Source organism: Mucilaginibacter achroorhodeus (assembly GCF_007846095.1).
GTDB lineage: Bacteria > Bacteroidota > Bacteroidia > Sphingobacteriales > Sphingobacteriaceae > Mucilaginibacter > Mucilaginibacter achroorhodeus.
Map to the genome: position 1 here is coordinate 447,996 of NZ_VOEI01000004.1, position 19,796 is coordinate 467,791.

15 protein-coding genes are annotated in these 19,796 nt (G+C 45.0%); 3 read left to right on the top strand and 12 right to left on the bottom strand.

Annotation, left to right across the window (positions count from 1 at the left end):
* Positions 1-46: 46 nt before the first annotated feature.
* The 4 genes from topA to FPZ42_RS13790 all read right to left on the bottom strand — a co-directional run bounded on the left by topA (position 47) and on the right by FPZ42_RS13790 (position 5,004).
* Complete coding sequence (topA, locus tag FPZ42_RS13775) at positions 47-2,437, bottom strand: type I DNA topoisomerase (RefSeq protein WP_146272222.1); 2,391 nt, start codon at positions 2,435-2,437, stop codon at positions 47-49.
* Between the two features lie 261 nt (positions 2,438-2,698).
* A complete protein-coding gene (gene mnmA / locus FPZ42_RS13780) occupies positions 2,699-3,787 on the bottom strand; it encodes a tRNA 2-thiouridine(34) synthase MnmA (RefSeq protein WP_146272223.1) in 1,089 nt (362 codons plus the stop codon).
* Between the two features lie 108 nt (positions 3,788-3,895).
* The gene (locus tag FPZ42_RS13785) at positions 3,896-4,570 is read right to left on the bottom strand and encodes a TIGR02117 family protein (protein ID WP_146272224.1); all 675 of its coding nucleotides are present in this window, start codon (positions 4,568-4,570) and stop codon (positions 3,896-3,898) included.
* 53 nt (positions 4,571-4,623) lie between these two features.
* On the bottom strand, positions 4,624-5,004 hold the full coding sequence (locus FPZ42_RS13790) for a winged helix-turn-helix transcriptional regulator (RefSeq protein WP_146272225.1): 381 nt from the start codon (positions 5,002-5,004) through the stop codon (positions 4,624-4,626).
* A 109-nt stretch (positions 5,005-5,113) separates the two neighbouring features.
* Between FPZ42_RS13790 and FPZ42_RS13795 the strand changes: the two genes are divergently transcribed.
* Complete coding sequence (locus FPZ42_RS13795) at positions 5,114-5,710, top strand: FMN-dependent NADH-azoreductase (protein WP_146272226.1); 597 nt, start codon at positions 5,114-5,116, stop codon at positions 5,708-5,710.
* A 32-nt stretch (positions 5,711-5,742) separates the two neighbouring features.
* Here FPZ42_RS13795 and FPZ42_RS13800 read toward each other — a convergent pair whose 3' ends face one another.
* A complete protein-coding gene (locus tag FPZ42_RS13800; protein ID WP_146272227.1) occupies positions 5,743-6,990 on the bottom strand; it encodes a glutamate-5-semialdehyde dehydrogenase in 1,248 nt (415 codons plus the stop codon).
* Between the two features lie 3 nt (positions 6,991-6,993).
* Entirely contained in the window at positions 6,994-8,073 is a 1,080-nt protein-coding gene (proB, locus tag FPZ42_RS13805) for a glutamate 5-kinase (RefSeq protein WP_146272228.1), read from the bottom strand.
* 296 nt (positions 8,074-8,369) lie between these two features.
* On the opposite strand from proB, the gene FPZ42_RS13810 reads away from it, so the two are divergent.
* On the top strand, positions 8,370-11,315 hold the full coding sequence (locus FPZ42_RS13810; protein ID WP_146272229.1) for a TonB-dependent receptor: 2,946 nt from the start codon (positions 8,370-8,372) through the stop codon (positions 11,313-11,315).
* Between the two features lie 375 nt (positions 11,316-11,690).
* Here FPZ42_RS13810 and FPZ42_RS13815 read toward each other — a convergent pair whose 3' ends face one another.
* The 6 genes from FPZ42_RS13815 to FPZ42_RS13840 all read right to left on the bottom strand — a co-directional run bounded on the left by FPZ42_RS13815 (position 11,691) and on the right by FPZ42_RS13840 (position 19,094).
* Positions 11,691-12,941 carry a sulfate adenylyltransferase subunit 1 gene (locus FPZ42_RS13815; protein WP_146272230.1) on the bottom strand — a complete coding sequence of 417 codons (1,251 nt, stop codon included), beginning with the start codon at positions 12,939-12,941 and terminating at the stop codon, positions 11,691-11,693.
* Between the two features lie 164 nt (positions 12,942-13,105).
* Complete coding sequence (gene cysD / locus FPZ42_RS13820; protein ID WP_146272231.1) at positions 13,106-14,011, bottom strand: sulfate adenylyltransferase subunit CysD; 906 nt, start codon at positions 14,009-14,011, stop codon at positions 13,106-13,108.
* Positions 14,008-14,727, bottom strand: coding sequence for a phosphoadenylyl-sulfate reductase (locus FPZ42_RS13825; RefSeq protein ID WP_255563160.1), 720 nt, complete (start codon positions 14,725-14,727; stop codon positions 14,008-14,010). Before FPZ42_RS13825 ends, cysD begins: the two co-directional genes overlap by 4 nt.
* Before the next feature lie 2 nt (positions 14,728-14,729).
* Positions 14,730-16,241: a TSUP family transporter gene (locus FPZ42_RS13830; protein ID WP_146272232.1), complete on the bottom strand. Its 1,512-nt coding sequence runs from the start codon at positions 16,239-16,241 to the stop codon at positions 14,730-14,732.
* Positions 16,219-17,004, bottom strand: coding sequence for a uroporphyrinogen-III C-methyltransferase (gene cobA / locus FPZ42_RS13835; protein WP_146272233.1), 786 nt, complete (start codon positions 17,002-17,004; stop codon positions 16,219-16,221). The genes FPZ42_RS13830 and cobA overlap by 23 nt, the downstream gene beginning before the upstream one ends.
* Positions 17,001-19,094, bottom strand: coding sequence for a HEPN domain-containing protein (locus FPZ42_RS13840; RefSeq protein WP_146272234.1), 2,094 nt, complete (start codon positions 19,092-19,094; stop codon positions 17,001-17,003). Before FPZ42_RS13840 ends, cobA begins: the two co-directional genes overlap by 4 nt.
* Before the next feature lie 351 nt (positions 19,095-19,445).
* On the opposite strand from FPZ42_RS13840, the gene FPZ42_RS13845 reads away from it, so the two are divergent.
* Entirely contained in the window at positions 19,446-19,754 is a 309-nt protein-coding gene (locus FPZ42_RS13845; protein ID WP_146272235.1) for a helix-turn-helix domain-containing protein, read from the top strand.
* The last annotated feature ends 42 nt before the right edge of the window (positions 19,755-19,796 follow it).

Sequence of the window (19,796 nt, forward strand, 5' to 3'; positions counted from 1 at the left end):
GTGAAGCCGAAAAGTTGATCCTGCAACTCCACAACCTTTTAACATTTTACTTCTTTTTCTTTACTGCCGCTTTCTTAGCCGGTGCTTTGGCTGCTGCCTTTGCAGGCGCAGCTTTACCAAAACGGCTCTTTTTAGGTGTTGCCGGTGTGGCGTCAGCCAAGGCTTTACACTCTTCGTATGTCAACGATTTTGGGTCTTTATCTTTGGGTATCTTAACGTTTAATTTACCAAATTCGATGTAAGGGCCCCATCGACCGTTCAATACTTTAACTTCCGGGTCTTCGTCAAAGGTTTTGATGAGTTTTTCGGCGTCTTTTTTACGCTTATCTTCAATCAGTTGTATCGCCTGTTCCTCGGTAACATCCAGCGGGTCTATCTCTTTTGGTAACGATACAAAGGCTCCGTTGTGGCTGATGTAAGGCCCAAACCTACCGATTGCTACCTTCATCACTTTGCCTTCGTATTCACCCACAGCTTTTGGAAGTTTGAATAACTCAAGTGCTTCTTCAAGCTTAATGGTTTCAATACTTTGACCGGTTCGCAAGCTTGCATAAAGAGGCTTTTCAGCACTGTCGTCAGTAGCGGTTTCGCCAATTTGTACAAACGGGCCAAACCTACCTATGCGTACGGATACCTTTTTGCCATTTTCAGGATGTATCCCTAATTCGCGTTCGCCGGTGGCTTTATCCGCAGTAGCGATGGTGCTCTCCACATCTTTATGAAATGGATCATAGAAGGTGCGGATCATCTTTGTCCAATCCTTAAGGCCCTGGGCTATTTCATCAAATTGTTTCTCAACACTGGCAGTGAAGTTAAAGTCAACGATACCGTTGAAGTGTTGTACCAGGAAATCGTTCACAACCGCACCAATGTCGGTAGGGAAGAGTTTGCCTTTTTCCGCACCGGTGTTCTCGGTTTTGGTTTCCTTGTTAACGTTCCCGTTTTTTAACGTCAGCACCTGGTAGTTGCGCTGGCGGCCTTCACGTTCTTCCTTCACTACATAACCGCGGTTCTGAATAGTAGAGATGGTAGGTGCATAGGTTGATGGTCGGCCGATGCCCAGTTCTTCCAGTTTCTTTACCAGGCTTGCCTCGGTGTAGCGGGCAGGCGGGCGCGAGAATCTTTCGGTAGCGCTTAATTCCTGCAACTCCAGCAACTGGCCTTTTGTCAACGGAGGCAATATTGCATTATCGCTTTCAGTATTTTGGTTGTCGTCTTCTTCGTCGTTACTTTCCAGGTAAACTTTCAGGAAGCCGTCAAATTTCATTACTTCGCCATTGGCAACCAATTCGTCTTTACGGGTAGAAATGCCAATACGTGCAACGGTTTTCTCAAACTGCGCCTCGCTCATTTGCGATGCTATGGCACGTTTCCAGATCAGTTCATACAGGCGCTTCTCATTACTTTCTCCATCAATAGTATGATTATTAAAGTATGTAGGGCGAATGGCTTCGTGAGCTTCTTGCGCACTGGCATTTTTGGTTTTGTATTTTCTAAGCTGATGGTATTTATCTCCATAAGCTGAAGTGATCTCGTTTTCAGCAGCGCTTAAAGCAGTATCGCTTAGGTTCACGGAATCAGTACGCATATAGGTGATATATCCTGACTCGTACAAACGCTGTGCAACCTGCATGGTACGTGCTACCGAATAACCCAGCTTGCGGCTGGCTTCCTGCTGTAAGGTGGAGGTGGTAAACGGTGCAGCCGGCGAACGTTTTGTTGGCCTTGTATCTAAAGAGTTCACATTAAATGCAGCGTTAGCGCAATCCTGTAAGAACTTTTCGGCATCTTCCTGTTTGCTGAAACGTTCTGGTAGTTCTGCCTTAAATGCATTGCGGCCTTTATCAAAAATGGCAACGATCTTATAAGCAGCTTCGCTTTTAAACCTGTTTATTTCGCGTTCGCGCTCTACTATCAAGCGTACGGCTACTGATTGTACACGGCCGGCAGACAGCGATGGTTTAACTTTCTTCCATAAAACCGGCGAAAGTTCAAAGCCTACAAGTCTATCCAGCACACGTCGGGCCTGTTGCGCATTTACCAGGTTGTAATCTATCTTACGTGGATTATCAATAGCACGTAAAATAGCCGGTTTGGTTATTTCATGGAATACAATGCGTTTGGTGGCAGGCTCTTTCAGCCCCAATGTCTCAAACAAGTGCCATGATATTGCTTCTCCCTCGCGGTCCTCATCGGATGCGAGCCATACCATGTCGGCTTCCTTAGCTAATTTCTTTAACTCGCTAACTACCTGCTTTTTATCTGCAGGTACCTCATATTTTTGTTGAAAATTATTGTCAATATCTATGGCGTCCTCAGACTTCACCAGATCGCGGATGTGGCCGTAGCTCGACTTCACCGTAAAGTCCTTTCCAAGGTAACCTTCGATGGTTTTGGCTTTTGCCGGGGATTCAACTATGAGTAGATTTTTCGCCATTAAACACTAATATTTTTTGCAAAGAAAACATAAAGTAATAGAAACGCAAATTGTTTATCAGGTTTAAAAGGTCACAACATCCGTTAAAAAGTTGCAATGTTGTAATGTTGTAAGGCTTTTCAGCAGGAAAAGTTTTTATTTTTTGGAGTTGAAAAGTTTCAATGTTGTAAAGTTGAAGTGTTGAAAAGTTATCAAACGCAAGAGGTACCGGTTGAAAACAACATTCCAACCTTTAAACATTTCAACTTTAAAACAAAACTACTACAGCAAAAAGCCACCACCAAGCAGGTCGTTTCCTTCGTAGAATACTGCCGACTGGCCAGGGGCAATTCCTGATACCATATGATCAAACGATACCTTCATGTGGTCGCCTATCTGTACTATCTTACTTTCGGCACCTGCATCCTTGTAGCGGATCTTGGTTACCGCAGCAAGTGGTTCGGTAATGCTTTCGTATTTAATGAGATTAAGATTACGTACCCACGCTTCTTTACGTTGCAATTCATCTGCAGTACCTAATACAACGGTGTTGGTATCAGCCTGTATCTGTGTAACAAACATAGGCTGACCTAAAGCTATACCTAAGCCTTTACGTTGCCCAATGGTGTAATAAGGGTAACCCTGATGTTTACCTACGATGGTACCATCTGTCAACACAAAATTTCCCTGACCTATTCGATCGTCAAGGTCTTGTACCTTGTGGCGTAGAAAGGCACGGTAATCGTTATCGGGCACAAAACAGATCTCGTAACTTTCACTTTTGCCGGCGAGCTCCAACTGGCCCATATCAACTGCCATCTGGCGTATCTCGGGCTTAGAAAAGCTACCCAGCGGGAATTTGGTACGAGCAAGGTTCTCCTGCGATACGCCCCAAAGCACGTATGATTGATCTTTATTTTCGTCTTTACCTTTTGATATCACATAGCGGCCATTATCCTGCTGGCGGATATTGGCGTAGTGGCCAGTAGCAATAAATTCGCAATCAAGTTTATCGGCGCGTTTTAACAGTGCTTCCCATTTAATATGGGTATTGCAAAGCACGCAGGGGTTAGGGGTACGGCCTGCAAGATATTCGTCAACAAAGTTATCGATCACAAAATCCCCAAACTCGTTACGGATATCCAATATATAATGCGGGAAGCCATATCCAACGGCTAAGGCACGGGCGTCATTGATACTATCCAGACTGCAGCATCCGGTTTCTTTTGAACTACCGCCGCTTGCGGCATAGTCCCAGGTTTTCATGGTAAGGCCTATCACCTCGTAGCCCTGCTCGTGCAGCATAACTGCCGCTACAGAACTATCAACACCGCCGCTCATGGCCACCAGGATTCTACCGTGCTTACTCATAATAGCTGCAAAGATAAGCTTTACTTATTTATAATGCCTGTGGGTAAGTCAGTAAAGGGTAAAATGGTGGGTGGTGAGTAATTGGTATTGAATACCGGTTAGATGAGATCAGTATTTTTTAAAGATAGGCTTATCCATCGGCGTCCATAAACATGCTTTTTGCCCGCAAGCCTTTAATGCATTGTTTGCCCATGTGTTGCAGGTGTAAAAGAGATTATACCTTCTATGGGCTTCGTAGAAGGCATCTGTGTCGCCGTAGTTGGCAGTAGTTTTTATATCGATGTAGTTGCCTGCGCTGTCGGTCTTAAAACTTTGGCTGATGTATACTACTAATCTTTTGTATTGCTCTTTTGTGATGGTGATCTTTTTGCAGGATGCATCCTCCGTTAGGCTATTGTAGAAGGTAGCATGTATGGCCGAGGTACTTAAACCGGTTGCTGCCTTAAAAGCCACGCTGAATTTGAGCTGGGCCCAGGTGGGCGTGTTAAGATAAAAGCCCTTATCTCCCCATCCAAAAGCTACTAATCTTGCAGTCGTATCCGGTTTACGCACATTTTTAAATTCAACTTTTTTACTCCAATCTGCCGCGTCGCTTTCAACCGGTACAACAACATCGGTGTGCACACCATTGGTGAGGATGTAAATGTCGACGTTTTTTGTGTCGGATGTGTTTTCTGCTGGTGTGCTGATAGCAGATAAGCCAAATGCCGCTATTAAATAGACAGCAATAAACCCAATGAAATACAGCAGGATACGGAGTATTATTTTAAGGAGTTTTCTCATGTAATAATTGGTAAACTTAATACCAATTGTTGTTTAAGGTAACCCAATAAAAATCAGGCAGGCTGTTTACCATCCTGTTTCATATGTTCTATTATTCTTGCGCGGTGTTGTGTTCCCCATTCGCGTAAACTGTCTATTATAGGGTTAAGCGTTGCAGCGTATGGTGTTATTTCATAAGAAACAGTCACGGGAACGGTATTAAAAACTTTGCGCTCCACAAACTCGTTCATTTCCAGCTCGCGTAATTCTTTGGATAAAACCTTGGGTGTAATATCTACCAATGAACGCTGTAACTCGTTAAAGCGCATAGGTCCGTCGCGCAACAAAACGATCACCTGTATCTTCCATTTGCCGCTTAGCACGTAAAGCGTATCTCTGATGGCGTTGAGTGCGCCGTTACATTCTGAAGTGATATGTTTTACTCCTGTCGACATATCCACAAAGCTAATAACTATCCACAAGGATACTGCTATCCTTTGGGATAGTAATATCTTTTTAATAGCGGCTGTATGTAGGTTTGCATGGTAATTAAATACTAAGAAAATGAAAATACTACATTTAATATCAAGCCCGCGCGGCAACGAATCTTACAGTATTAAATTGGGTAACGCCATTGTTGAAAAACTTTTGGCAGCCAATCCCGGCAGTAGCGTGAAAACGCATGACCTGGTTAACAAACCTTTCCCTCACTTGGAAGAGGCGCACCTTGCATCTTTCTTTACACCGGCCGAACAACATACACCAGAGCTTGCCGAAGCAATAAAGCACTCAGATGAAGCTTTACAAGAGTTATTTGAGGCCGATGTTTTGGTGATCGGCGCACCTATGTACAACTTTAGTATCCCGTCAAGCCTAAAAGCCTGGATAGATCATATTGTACGTGCGCAAAAAACTTTTAAATATGGAGAAAACGGCCCGATCGGTTTAGTTGAAGGAAAACGTGTTTACGTAGCGATATCATCAGGCGGCGTTTACTCTGAAGGTAACCTTAAAGCGATTGATTTTATAGAGCCATACATCAAAACGGTATTCGGCTTTTTAGGTATGACCAATATCAGTTTCCATCGCGCAGAAGGGTTGAAGATTCCGGGACTGCAAGAAACCGCGCTTAAAAAAGGTATAGCTTCTGTTGAAGTATAAAACAAAAGAGCGGGATCATACTCCCGCTCTTTTTAATTTTGCCTTATCTGCCCGTTTCCTTTAACTATCCATTTGTAACTGGTAAGTTCCTGCAAGCCCATAGGCCCGCGGGCATGGAGTTTTTGGGTGCTGATACCTATTTCGGCACCCAAGCCGAACTGGGCACCATCGGTAAACGCTGTTGACGTATTTAAATAAACTGCAGCTGCATCCACACGGTTAAGGAAGGTTTCGATGTTAAGCTCATCTTCCGATATGATTGCTTCACTGTGTTTTGAACTGTGCTGGGCGATATGCTGCAAAGCTTCTTCCAGTGTACCCACAGTTTTAATTGCCATCTTCATAGATAAAAACTCGGTGCCAAAATGCGAGGCTTGTGCTAAATTAAGCAGATCGGCAGGGTAGTGGCCATCCAGTGTTTCAAATGCGCGTTTGTCTGCAAATAATTTTACGCCTTTTTTAGCTAAGGGTTCGGCAATGTGTATAAGGTCGCCCAGGCGTTTACTGTTGATGATGAGACAATCCAACGCATTGCAAACACTTACGCGACGGGTTTTAGCATTCTCGATAATGGGAATAGCTTTATTCAGATCACCGGTTTCGTCAAGGTAAGTATGAACAATACCAGCCCCGGTCTCTATCACCGGCACCTTGCTGTTATTCCGCACAAAATTGATAAGCGATTGGCTGCCACGAGGTATCAACACATCTACATAACCAATAGCGTTTAACAAAGCTTCGGTAGCGGCGCGGTCTGCAGGGAGCAGGGTCGCGGCATTTACATCAATATTGTTGGCTTTAAGCACACTATGTATAATGCTGACGATAGCCAGGTTAGAATACTCCGCATCGCTGCCGCCTTTTAATATTGAGGTATTGCCGGTTTTAAAACACAAGGCAAACACATCAAAAGTAACATTGGGCCTTGCCTCGTAAATTACCCCAACCACGCCGAGCGGCACACTTACTTTTTTGATGAGCAAGCCGTTAGGTAAAGTATTATCAAGTAAAATCTTACCCAAAGGGTTTGGCAAACCGGCAACATTTTCTATATCAGCAGCTATGCTTTTGATCCGCTCTTCTGTTAGTTTAAGGCGGTCATATTTTGGATCGGCAGCGTCCATACGATCAAGGTCCTTTTGGTTTTCCTGCAGCAAATAGGGTGTTTGCTCAATGGCTGCCTTTGCCACATCCTTTAGTGTTTTATTGATAATCTCTGCAGTAAGCGCTGCTTTGCGAGATGCTGCTACTGCCTGATCAAAATATTGTTGGTATGCCATGTTTTAACTCTGTAAATAAAGGTAATCGTAATGTACAAGGGCGCGCTGGTTCTTTTGTCCGGCATATTCACGGGCTTTTTCAGATCCATATTCGGCCAGGCCCAAGCCAATTACCTTTTTGTTCTCGTCGATAATTTTTATGATCTCACCCTTTTTAAAATCAGCAACAATATCAGTTACGCCAACCGGTAGTAAGCTGGAAGCTTTATTGGATTTAAGTGCCGTTTTAGCTCCTTCGTTAACCTGTACAACGCCTTTAGCGGAGTTCTCAGAGTGCGCTATCCATTTCTTTTTGCCCGATGCAATTTTAGCAGGAACGAAGCGCGTATGTTCTATTTTATTCTCCAGCACATCTAAAAGCACATTAAGGCTGGTACCATTAGCTATGTGAACAGCAATGCCCAATTGCGCAACTTTATGAGCTATGGTAGATTTGGTTATCATCCCGCCACGGCCAAACTGTGATTTACCCAAGCTTACAAATGATGCAAAATCAAGTCCGCCGTTTGTTATCTCGGTGATAACGGATGAGCCGGGCAGTTTAGGGTCGCCGGTGTAAATGCCGTTAACGTTGGTTAGCACGATGAGCGCCTGGGCGTTCAGCATGGAGGCCAGCAGGCCCGCCAGTTCATCGTTATCGGTAAACATCAGTTCGGTTACCGATACCACATCGTTTTCGTTAATAACCGGGATAACCTGGTGCTGTAACAATATCTCCAGGCAGTTGCGCATGTTAAGATAATGCAGCCTGTCCCGAAAATCCTCTTTGGTCACCAATACCTGCGAGCAGAGCATATCATACTTTTCAAACAGGGCAGAGTAGGTGTTAATCAATTTTACCTGGCCTATAGAAGCCAGCAACTGGCGAATGGCCACAGCATCTGATCTCTCAGAAACACTGATCAAACTACGGCCGGATGCTACTGCGCCGGAGGATACCAATATTACCTCGATACCTTGCTTTTTTATTGTCGCTATCTGGTCTACCAGATGTGCTATCCTGTCGGTATCAGGCAAGCCATCAGGGCGGGTTAATACGTTTGAACCAATTTTTATAATGATGCGGCGATAGGAAAAGGACATTAAAGTATATTAATTTAGTAGACAATTATACGCATTTGAAGCTAAATAATCTACATTTTGCTATTTGCTGATTGACAGGAAGATAAATTTTATGAAAGTTTTTTTGGATGCTATCAAACAATTAATATTTTTGTCGAGTAATTCTATAGACAATGTATTATTTATACCCCGTATCATTAAACTTTAAAAGAAACATGCAGCCCTCAACTGCATGCTGTTGCTGCTGCTGTTAAACCTACCCGGCACGGCGCCAACCTGTTCACATTTTTTCAACTAAACTCAATGCAACCTATTTCATGAAATCTTTTAAAAGTTTAATAAAACTTATCGTACTTTTTTTAGTCCTTGTCCCGGGCCTGGCCTCGGCGCAACTTAACGGCAGTTATATCTTAAGCGGCCAGGTTAAAGATGATCATGGCCAGCCACTTGTAGGTACCACAGTATCTATTAAAGGCACAGATAACAAAACATCAACAGATAGCACCGGTAAATTCTCACTAACTACCCAAGCAAAATTCCCTTATACTTTAATATTCAGTGCAGTAGGTTATCATTCACAAGAGTTTACCATTCGTAATGTAAATAGCAATGTAAACGTTCAACTTACCACGCAATCTTTATTAATAAACGAGGTTGTGGTTACTGCATCACGCCGCGAGGAAAAATTATTAAGATCACCTGTAGCCATCGAGAAATTAAGTATAACAGCTTTGAAGCAGTCGCCTGGCCCAAGTTTTTACGATGCTTTAGAGAACGTTAAAGGCGTGCAGATGACCACAACCAGCATCACGCTTAAGGTACCCAATACACGCGGTTTTAACAGCCCCAACAACTTCAGATTTATGCAACTGGTGGATGGTGTGGATATGCAGTCGGCAACTTTGGGCGTACCGCTGGGTAACGCCATTGGCCCAACTGAGCTGGATATTGCCAGTTTAGAGATAACGCCCGGTGCTGCTGCTGCGCTTTACGGTACCAATGCAATCAACGGTTTATCAAACTTATTTACCAAAGATCCTTTTAAAACGCAGGGCTTGAGTTTTTACCATCGTACGGGTGTGAACCACGTAGATAATATAGGCGTGAACGCGAGCACTATTAATGAAACTGCTATCCGCTTTGCTAAAGCGTGGAATAATAAGTTCGCATTCAAAGTAAACGCCAGCTATTTAACCGGTACTGATTGGCAATCAAACACCCGCCTGGATCAAAACCCAGGCAATCTAAAAACAGCTAACCCTGCTTATCCGGAACTAACCGGCGTTAACAACGCTGCTTATGACGGGTGGAATAAATATGGTGATGATGCATTGGCGGGAAGTAACACCGTATCTATAAAGGGTATCGTGGTTGATGGTGTTGCGAGGCCTAACCTTACTGTTGCCCGTACAGGTTATAACGAAGTTGACCTGGTTGACCCCAAGGTTACCAACCTAAAACTGGATGGAACGTTAGCTTATAAGTTTAATCCCGATCTGCAATTATCATATACTTACCGCTACGGCCGTATGGACGGCGTTTTTCAACGCGGTAACAAAATATCACTTAATGGTGCAACTGTACAAAACCATAAAATAGAACTAAAAGGAAAAGAGTTTTTGGTGCGTGCGTACGAGTCTATCGAAAATACCGGCAACTCATTCAACGTAAAACCACTGGCCGATAACCTTGACCTTAACCATGCCAGCAATAGCGCATGGGCTACAACTTATAAAAACGCTTTAACTAACTACGCTAATGCAAACGGCGGACTGACCTCTGCTAACCTCGCGGCTGCCACACAGGCAGCGCGTGCAGCCGCGGATGCCGGGAGGGTGGAGCCCGGCACCCCGGCTTTTGATGCACTACGTAAAACCATCATAGGCATCAATAATTGGGATATTAAATCGAGCCTTATACCTGATGCGCCGGTTACCGGTGGCGCTGCTCTTGTGCAAAAAAGCCATTTATATAACGCCGAAGCACAGTACGACTTGAGTAACAGGATCAAATTTGTTGACCTTCTGGTAGGAGCCGATGTACGTGTTTATTCTATCATCCCTGATGGTAATAATTTCGTTGATTTTAGCCGCTCAATTTCTGACCGTAACAAGCCACTGGCCGATGGCAGCTTTGGCGATAACGTGATCTACAAAAAATACGGCGCTTTTGCGCAGGCAACAAAGACATTCTTTGACGAAAAGTTGAAATTATTCGGTTCGTTACGATACGACTATAACCCATACTTTGATCCTAAGTTTACACCGCGTTTGGCTGCTGTTTATTCGCCCAATGCTAACCACAACTTCCGTTTTACGTTCCAGAATGGTTACCGTTTCCCATCGTTATTTGAGGCATTATCTTATGTGAATAATGGCCGTGTTAAACGCGTCGGCAGTTTGGAATTCATCAATGAAGGCTTGGGTTACCTGAATAACAGCTACACGCAGCAATCGGTTACTGCATTCAACGCGGCGGTAAAAGCGCAGTCAGCATCAGGCGATGATGCTACGGCTTTAAAGAACAGAAATCTATTACAAGTTGCTGACCTGCCAAAAGCCCGCCCCGAACAGATCACATCCTTTGAAGTTGGCTACAAGGGTGTTTTATTTGATAACAAAGTTTTTCTTGATATTGATGCCTATGCTAATCGTTACAATGGTTTCCTTGGCCAGGTGCAGGTATTTGTACCGAACGGAGCAACCGTTGGCAGCGATGCCGCTGTGTTAGCCATGCTGGATATTAACCGCGACCCTACAACGGCTACAGCGAACAACGCAGCCAGCCAGGGCCAGAGCCGTTATCGTGTGTACACTAACGCTAAGAACATCTATAACAACTATGGTTCATCAGCAGGTTTAAGCTGGAACTTTTATCAGCGCTACACAGTATCAGGTAATGTTAGCTTCAACAAACTGAAAGCACAGACAGCATCAGACATATTCGTTACCGGCTTTAACACGCCTGAATGGAGCGGTAATTTTTCCTTCGGTAACCGCGAAGTGGTTAAGAATTTTGGTTTCAATGTAGTGTACAAATGGCAGCAATCATACCTGTGGGAGAGCCCGTTGGTTACGGGCCAGGTACCTGCCGTCGGTACCGTGGATGCACAGGTTACCCTGCGTGTGCCGGTTTATTATGCTACGTTTAAAATTGGAGCCAGCAACGTATTTAACAAACGCTACATACAATATGCAGGCGGCCCAACCATCGGGGGCATTTACTATGCCTCGGTTACGCTGGATGGCTTGCTGAGTAAGTAGACAGTGGTTAATAGGTAATAGATCATAGTTCATGGTAAGATTTGCACTGAACAATGATGGATGAACCATGCGACATAAAGATCCTATTGTTTTTTAGGTATAATTTAGTTTTTCTCAAAAGCGGGCGGGCGAGCTGCCCGCTTTTTTTGTGCGTTTACTTTTGCTTATTTCGGTCGGACATAGACGGTTCTACGCCTCGGGATGAAGAGAAATCTTCTAAGCACGATATTTACCAAGCAGAAGATTTCTCTTCGCTGTCGCTCATTCGAAATGACATAGGTTGATAATAAACGGCCAACAAAAAAGCCCTGCACGAGTTGCACCTCATGCAGGGTTAGATTCACTTAATTGAGTGTAATAATCGGTTAAATTATTCTATTCTACAGACTGCCTAAGCATCAATGCGCCGACAGTTACGTTGGTACGGCTATCAATAATGATGGCGCCACCATTTGCTTTGTTCTCCTGGTAAGGGTCAAAAGCCAGAGGTTCGGCGGTTTTGATCACCACCCTGCCAATATCGTTCAGTTTAAAATCTTCGTCAAAATCTTTCTCAAGCGTGTTAATGTTCACCTTATGCAGTACTTCACGGATTTTGCATCGTACGGTTTTGGTGTTATGCTGCACCAGGTAGGTGAGGGATGTATCCAGTCCGCGGGTATCCATCCAGCAAAGGTCAGCTTCTATAACGCTGCTGAGCTGCGGCTCGCCGGCGCTGTTCACAATCGTATCACCACGACTGATATCGATATTGTCCTTTAGATGCACCGTTACCGACATACCCGCTAAAGCTTCGGCAGGTTGGGTATCATATAACTCTATCTTTGAAATAGTTGAGGTAAAGCCGGATGGCAGAATGGTAACCTTATCATTTACTTTAAACGATCCGCTTGATACACGGCCGGCGTAACCGCGATAATCGTGCAGTTCGTCGGTTTGCGGGCGTACCACCCACTGCACAGGCAGGCGGGCATGGGTTGAAGTGTTATCCCTGTTGATCTCCACGTTCTCTAAATGGTGTAGTAGGCTATCGCCTTTATACCAGCTTATAGCAGTTGATGGATAAACAATATTATCACCCTTCAAAGCACTTACTGGTATGAAGGTCACATCCGCTATATTCAGTTTGGCAGCTATTTTTTGATAGTCAGCAACGATATTACTGAATACATCCTCGCTGTAATCCACCATATCCATTTTGTTGACGGCAATAACTACTTTTTGGATCTGCAGCAGCGATACCAGGAACGAGTGGCGGGTAGTTTGCTCAACTACTCCTCTACGCGCATCTATCAATATAATAGCCAAGTCGGCATTACTGGCACCGGTAACCATGTTGCGGGTGTACTGGATATGACCGGGAGCATCAGCTATAATGAACTTGCGTTTATCGGTCTCAAAGTATTTGTAGGCCACATCAATGGTGATACCCTGCTCGCGCTCAGCTTTAAGGCCGTCGGTTAAAATCGCAAGGTCAATGGTGCCGTCGTCGTTTTTACGGTTTGATGCGTGCAGAGCTTCCAGTTGGTCGGCCAATATAGCATCGCTATCATAAAGTAATCTGCCTATCAATGTGCTCTTGCCATCATCAACACTACCTGCCGTTATAAATTTTAGTATATCCATTTAGTTTATTTTCATTCCCCTCTGGAGAGGGGTTAGGGGTGTGTTATTCGCTTTAAATTACACACCTCATCAATGTCATTGCTATTTGTTCTTTTGGGCAACCCCTCTCGAGAGGGGAATGAATTATCCAAAGCCTTTACCTTTCGCCTTTCAGCCTTTTACCTTTAAAAGTACCCGCCTTTTTTGCGATCTTCCATGGCCGCTTCGCTCACTTTATCGTCCATGCGGGCACCACGTTCGCTTATTTTTGAATCGGCTATCTCATTGATGATATCGTCGATCTCGAAAGCATAAGATTCAACAGCCGCGGTACAGGTCATGTCACCTACGGTGCGGAAGCGTACGTTTTTGCGTTCAATCACGTCATCATCATCCATATTCAGGAATGGAGATGCCGCCATCAACTGACCGTTACGCGTAATGCAATCGCGCTGGTGCGCAAAGTAGATGGTTGGTAAAGGAATATTCTCTCTGCGGATATAATTCCATACATCCAGCTCCGTCCAGTTACTTATCGGGAATACCCGTACGTTCTCGCCTTTGTGGATCTTACCGTTATAAATATTCCAAAGCTCGGGGCGCTGGCGTTTGGGGTCCCACTGGCCAAACTCATCACGTACCGAAAAGATACGTTCTTTTGCGCGGGCTTTTTCCTCATCGCGGCGGGCACCGCCAATACAGGCATCGAAACCATTTTTGGCAATGGTATCAAGTAGCGTTACAGTTTGCAAAGCATTACGGCTTGCGTTCTTGCCTTTTTGCTCAATCACCTTACCTTCATCAATACTATCCTGTACATGACCAACAATCAGCTTTTCGCCAATGCGGGCAATCATTTCATCGCGGTACTGGATGGTTTCTTCAAAATTGTGCCCGGTATCAATATGTACCAGGGGGAACGGAAACTTACCCGGCCTGAACGCTTTTAAAGCCAAATGCACCAGGGTAATAGAATCCTTACCACCCGAAAACAACAAAGCAGGTTTTTCAAACTGCCCTGCAACTTCGCGCAAGATATATATGGCCTCTGCCTCTAATTCGTCAAGGTAATCTAACCGGTTCGTACTCATTCTTTAAGATCGTTTAATTGTGTTGCATGTAGTCCGCACTCTTTTTTGCTTTGGTCTTCCCACCACCAGCGCCCGGCCCGGAAATCTTCGCCGGGTTGTACCGCCCGTGTGCAGGGCTGGCAGCCTATGCTTGGGAAACCCCTGTCATGCAATGTATTATAAGGAACATTGTATTGTTTAATATATGCTTTTACATCGTCTAAAGTCCAGCTGAAGATAGGGTGGAACTTAATAATCTGGTTACCTTCGTCCCATTCCACATTGCTCATATCCTCACGGTTGGCAGACTGCTCCGCACGTATGCCGGTTATCCAGCACTGATTGCCTCTTAAAGCACGGTGTAACGGCTCTATTTTACGGATACCGCAGCACTCCTTACGGTTAGCTACCGATTCATAAAAGCTGCTCGGCCCTTTGGCATCAACCATGGCTTCCAGTTTATTGTTATCAGGATAGTAAGCATATATGGGTTGGCCGTACATCTCCATCGTACGGTTCCACACGTAATAGGTTTCCGGGAACAAACGGCCGGTTTCCAATGTGAAAACCTTTATGGGAATGTCATTAGCGAATATCATGTGCGATATCACCTGGTCTTCCCATCCAAAACTGGTAGAGAAAACTATCTCGCCGGGGAAAAGCGCAGCCAAAGCCTGCAGGGCCGCTACCGGATCTTTTTCCTTTACCAATCGTGATATGTAAGTAGTATCTGCCACTATTAGAATGTCTTCAATAAAAAGTTAATAATACTGCGGACGCTGATTGCAACCACAATAATCGACACCGCCATCATAATGGCCTTTGCCGATATTTTGTTTGAGATCTTGGCTGCCACAGGCGAAGCTAATGCGCTGCCGATAACTAAGCCTGCAACGGCATCCCAATGCGCGCTTTTAAGCATAGTAATGAAGGTTAATGAACCCATCAATGCGATAAAGAAGCGCGACAACTTAACAGTGCCTAAAGAAAAACGTGGATGACGGCCGCCTGCTATTAACGTTGATAATACAATGGAGCCCCAGCCGCCGCCGCCAACGGCATCAATAAAACCACCCCCTAAACCCAAAAGCGATATTCGTTTTATCTTACTCTCGGTACGTTTCTTTTTAAGGCTCAATGCTTTTCTGAATATCACAATACCTAATATCAGCGTGTAAACTGATACTGCCGGTTTGGTGTACATGGCGTAATGCTCTAACGACGATAGCAGGTAAGCCCCGGTTACCGCACCAATAATGCCCGGAAGCAATAAGAGCTTAAATAACTTCCAGTTTACATTGCCCATGCGGTAGTGCATCCAGCCTGCAATACCATTGCTCATGATCTCGGATAAGTGTACACCCATACTTGCCGAAGCAGGAGGGATGCCCATCGATAATGAAAATGTGGTTGAGGTAACACCGTAAGACATGCCAATGGCGCCATCTATTAAAGCGAAAACGAATCCCGCGCCCAAAAAGTAGTAAAACATTGGGGAGATGTTCTCCACGTATGCCTGAAATTGCGGGTCTTTAAACCAAACGGCTGCAATAGTTATTAGCAGGAAAGAAACAAATGTTGCCCACACGATGAGCTTTAGCCTCGCGTTACTCGGGGCTTTTTTAGGGCCAAGCAATACGGCGGTAACGCGGTTAAGCTCTTTTACTTTGTAGGTAAAATCTCCGCTTAAATTATTGCGGATATCGTGCATTTGCTGTAGGGTGGTATCAAGTTCTTCAGGCAAAGCTTCAGATAACACTTCTCGCAGGCGTTTGGCAATTGTCGGCGATTTTCCGTTGGTTGATATAGCCAGTTTCAGATCACCTTTTTGTACGATGGAACCTAAGTAGAAATCGCACAGTTCGGGCTTATCAGCCACGTTGATAAGCAATTTTCGGTCATGTGCCGATTGGCGTACGTATTTGTTCAGTTCGCTGTCATCGGTAGCCGCTATCACAATATCAGCACTATCCAGATCGGCATCCTCAAAGGCTTTTTGGATGATCTTAACGTTGTGGTGCAGTGTGGCGAGGTCTGTTACCTGTGGCAGCACTTCTTTAGCAACAATGGTAACAGCAGCAACGGGGCAATTTAACAGCAGGGCGGTAAGTTTTTCCAAACCTACCTTGCCCGCGCCAACAAGCACGGTGTGCAGGTGCTCCAACTTCAAAAACACGGGAAACAACTGGTTTCCCTGCGGCTTTTGATGCGGGCGCGGCGCCAGTTTATTATCCTGCGGTAACAACGTCATAAACTTCTTTTACCAATTTATATTGAGGATGCAATGCTACCACCTCGCCAAATACTATCAGGGCTGGTGAGGCAAGTCCTTTTTCAGTTACTAAAGCAGCAATTGTATCAACTGTGCCTACGGCAACCTTTTCGTCGGCTGTGGTGCCGCTTTGTATTACGGCCGCGGGTAAAGCGCCTTTACCTTCCGCTTTAAATAATTCTGCTATTTCTGTTAATTTATGCAAGCCCATCAGTATTACTACCGTGGCATTGCTTTTTGCTGCCTGGTAAATATCAGCAGAGATACGGCCTGCAGTTGTGGTGCCTGTTATTACCCAAAAGCTTTCACTTAAGCCACGATGGGTAACAGGGATGCCCTGCAAACCAGGTACCCCTATAGAGCTTGAAATGCCCGGCACAACCTGCGTAGGGATATTGTACTTAGCAGCAAACTCCAATTCCTCATGGCCCCGACCAAATACAAAAGGATCACCGCCTTTAAGGCGTACCACATGGCCGTAGTTTAAAGCGTAATCAACCATTAGTTGGTTAATGTTATCCTGAGGAAAACTATGGTCGCCGGAGCGTTTACCCACATATACCTTTACACAAGCGGAAGGGGCAAGCTCTAAAAGTTCTTCGTTCACCAATGCATCGTACAAAACCACATCTGCTGTTTGCAGTGCCTTTATGCCTTTTAGCGTTATCAGTTCGGCATCCCCGGGGCCTGCGCCAACAAGCGTGATACGTGGTTCTTTTATATAGTTGTTGTTTAATATCATGATTGTAATACAGCCTCTCTCTTGTTTTTAACTGCCTCTAAAAATTTGGTTGCCTGTGCCTTGTAAGCGGTAGCAAATTCTTCAGAAGGTTCATTTTTGTTGATCTGCAGCACTAATTCGCTAAAGGTTGTAGCTAATGGCAATTCGCCGGTTTCTACATAATTGGCATCAAACTCTTTGATGATACCTGCCTGCGTGCTGGTGTTTATGTTTTTGTCAAGCAACAGCGCTTTTGCCGAGCTGATAAACGTGTTGTATGAGTGATAAATAGCATCGGCCCATAATCCTTTTGTGTAAGCACCGTTTGCCCAGCCTAACTTTTCGTCCGCTTCATAAAGTAAGGTAGCAACCAGGTCAATGATCACGCCCGCACATTCACCTACACCAATGGCAGTTGCAAAAGTTTCCTGGTGGCCCCAGTCAACAAACTCGTCGTCGGTAAGAGTTGTAAGGTCGGCCAGTGGTTTTAACAGGCGGTAGAAGTAATCTTTACCTTGTCGATCATAGTAACCGTGGTAAGTTTCATCTTCTATCGATTGTGCTTTATAGTCATCCAGTAGCGTACGTAAAACATCAGTAGCGCGTTTTGACGGTACTTTTATCACGCGCTCTGCTGCGCGACCTAAGCCATCACCAACGGTGCCACCACCAAGCATTACCTGTACCGATGGTAATACGCGTGCACCTGCTTTTAACGAGCTGCCGTGGAAACCGATGTGCGCCAAACCATGCTGACCGCAACTGTTCATACAGCCGCTTATTTTAATTTTTATTTCCCTGTTGTAGATAAAATCCTCGTATTCACTGAATATCAGGTCTTCCAGTACTTTGGCCATTGTCATGCTGTTACTGATGCCCAGGTTACAGGTATCAGTGCCGGGGCAGGTAGTTACATCGGCAACGCTGTCAAAACCGGGAGCAGCCATGTCTAAGGCGTGTAAACCTGCATATAATGCTTTTAAGTTTTCCTTGCGGACGAATTTTAACAGCAAGCCCTGATTCTGCGTAATGCGGATCTCATCGGCCACGTAAGGTTTTACAGCTTCTACAAATTTGCGGGCCTCAGGGGTATGTATATCGCCAACCGGCACTTTTACATACACGCCATAAAAGCCTGTTTGCTTCTGTTCGAAAACGTTAGTCGCCAGCCACTGCTCATACCGCAAAGGATTTTCAATGGTTGCGTTTACCGGAGCGATAGGCCCGGGAATGGCAGGCTGAGGTACCGCATCACGGTTGATAGGGTAGCTCTTAACTTTAAGCGCCAGATGCTCCTCTTTAGCTAAACGTAACACTTCATCCAAGCCCAGTTTTTGTACCAGGTATTTTAAACGTGCTTTATTACGGTTATTGCGCTCGCCATAACGGTCAAACACGCGTATAATTGCTTCTGTATAAGGTATCAATTGATCCTCAGGTAAAAACTCTTCTACCACGCTGGCCAGAAAAGGCTGCGCGCCGAGGCCGCCGCCCAAGTTGATTTTAAAGCCACGCTCGCCTTTATCATTCAATTTTGGTATAAAACCCAGATCATGAATATAGGAGAAAGCGGTATCAGCATCACTTGATGAAAATGAGATCTTAAATTTACGGCCCATTTCCTGGCAGATGGGGTTCCGTAAAAAGTATTCGAACACTGCGTGTGCATAAGGCGATACATCAAATGGCTCCAGCGGGTCGATACCGGCGTTAGGAGATGACGTAACGTTACGTACAGTATTGCCACACGCTTCGCGCAGGGTGATATCATCACGCTCCAGCTCGGCCCACAGTTGCGGCGTACGATCAAGACTAACATAGTGTATCTGGATATCCTGGCGGGTAGTGAGGTGCAGGTTACCGCTGCCGTACTCGTCTGCTATGTCAGCAATCTTTAGCAATTGCTTAAAGGTAACCTTGCCAAACGGCAGCTTGATACGCACCATTTGCACGCCTGGCTGTCGCTGGCCGTATACACCACGGGCCAAACGCAGACTGCGAAATTTTTCATCGTGGATCTTCCCTTCGCGAAACGCGCGGATCTTACGCTCCAGGTCAATAATGTCCTGCTCAACTATAGGGTTCTCCAGTTCGGTCCTGAAGCTCTGCATATCGGTACGTGTTTAGTTTTCTCTTAAAAAAAAGCCCCTTCTGCTGTGGCTGAAGAGGCGAATATTCTTTATTTACACTTTCACAGCCACGACTTTTTTACCTGCATACAGCAGAAAATCAGTGTGTTGTGGCATGTGTTGAATATTGTTGTCATCTTTATAGTTCCAAATATATATATAGTATAGGGAATTAGTAGAATTTATTTGAATTTTTATCTCAAACGTATTGCGTGGCAATCACAGATATACAGAGGCGCTCTGTAAGAAGGGCATTGCCGAGCCGTAATCGCCCCTGGTAATTTACTGACAGGTTGTCTTGTCCTGAAATAGGTTTACACAAAAAAGTAAACGATGAACAGTATAAAAGAGTTATTGATAAGGCATGACCGCGAGTTGGGCGGATTAAGTTTTCGTAGCTTAGCAAGCAAACACGGGATACCGGCAAGCACGATACACAAGATGTTAAGCAAAAAGCAAGCAGAAGAACCCATTGGGGATGCAGGGAGCAGCAGATCGGAGCAGTCAGAGATAGCGCTGCTGAAGGCCCAACTCCGTAAGGAGCAGCTTAAGAACGAGTTGCTCAACAATATGCTCGATATAGCCAGTAAGGAGCTGGGTGTTGATATCAGAAAAAAGTCTGGCACCAGGCGGTCGAAATAAGCATGAGGAGCCGTTCACGCGGCTTGCGTGGATTATGCAGAC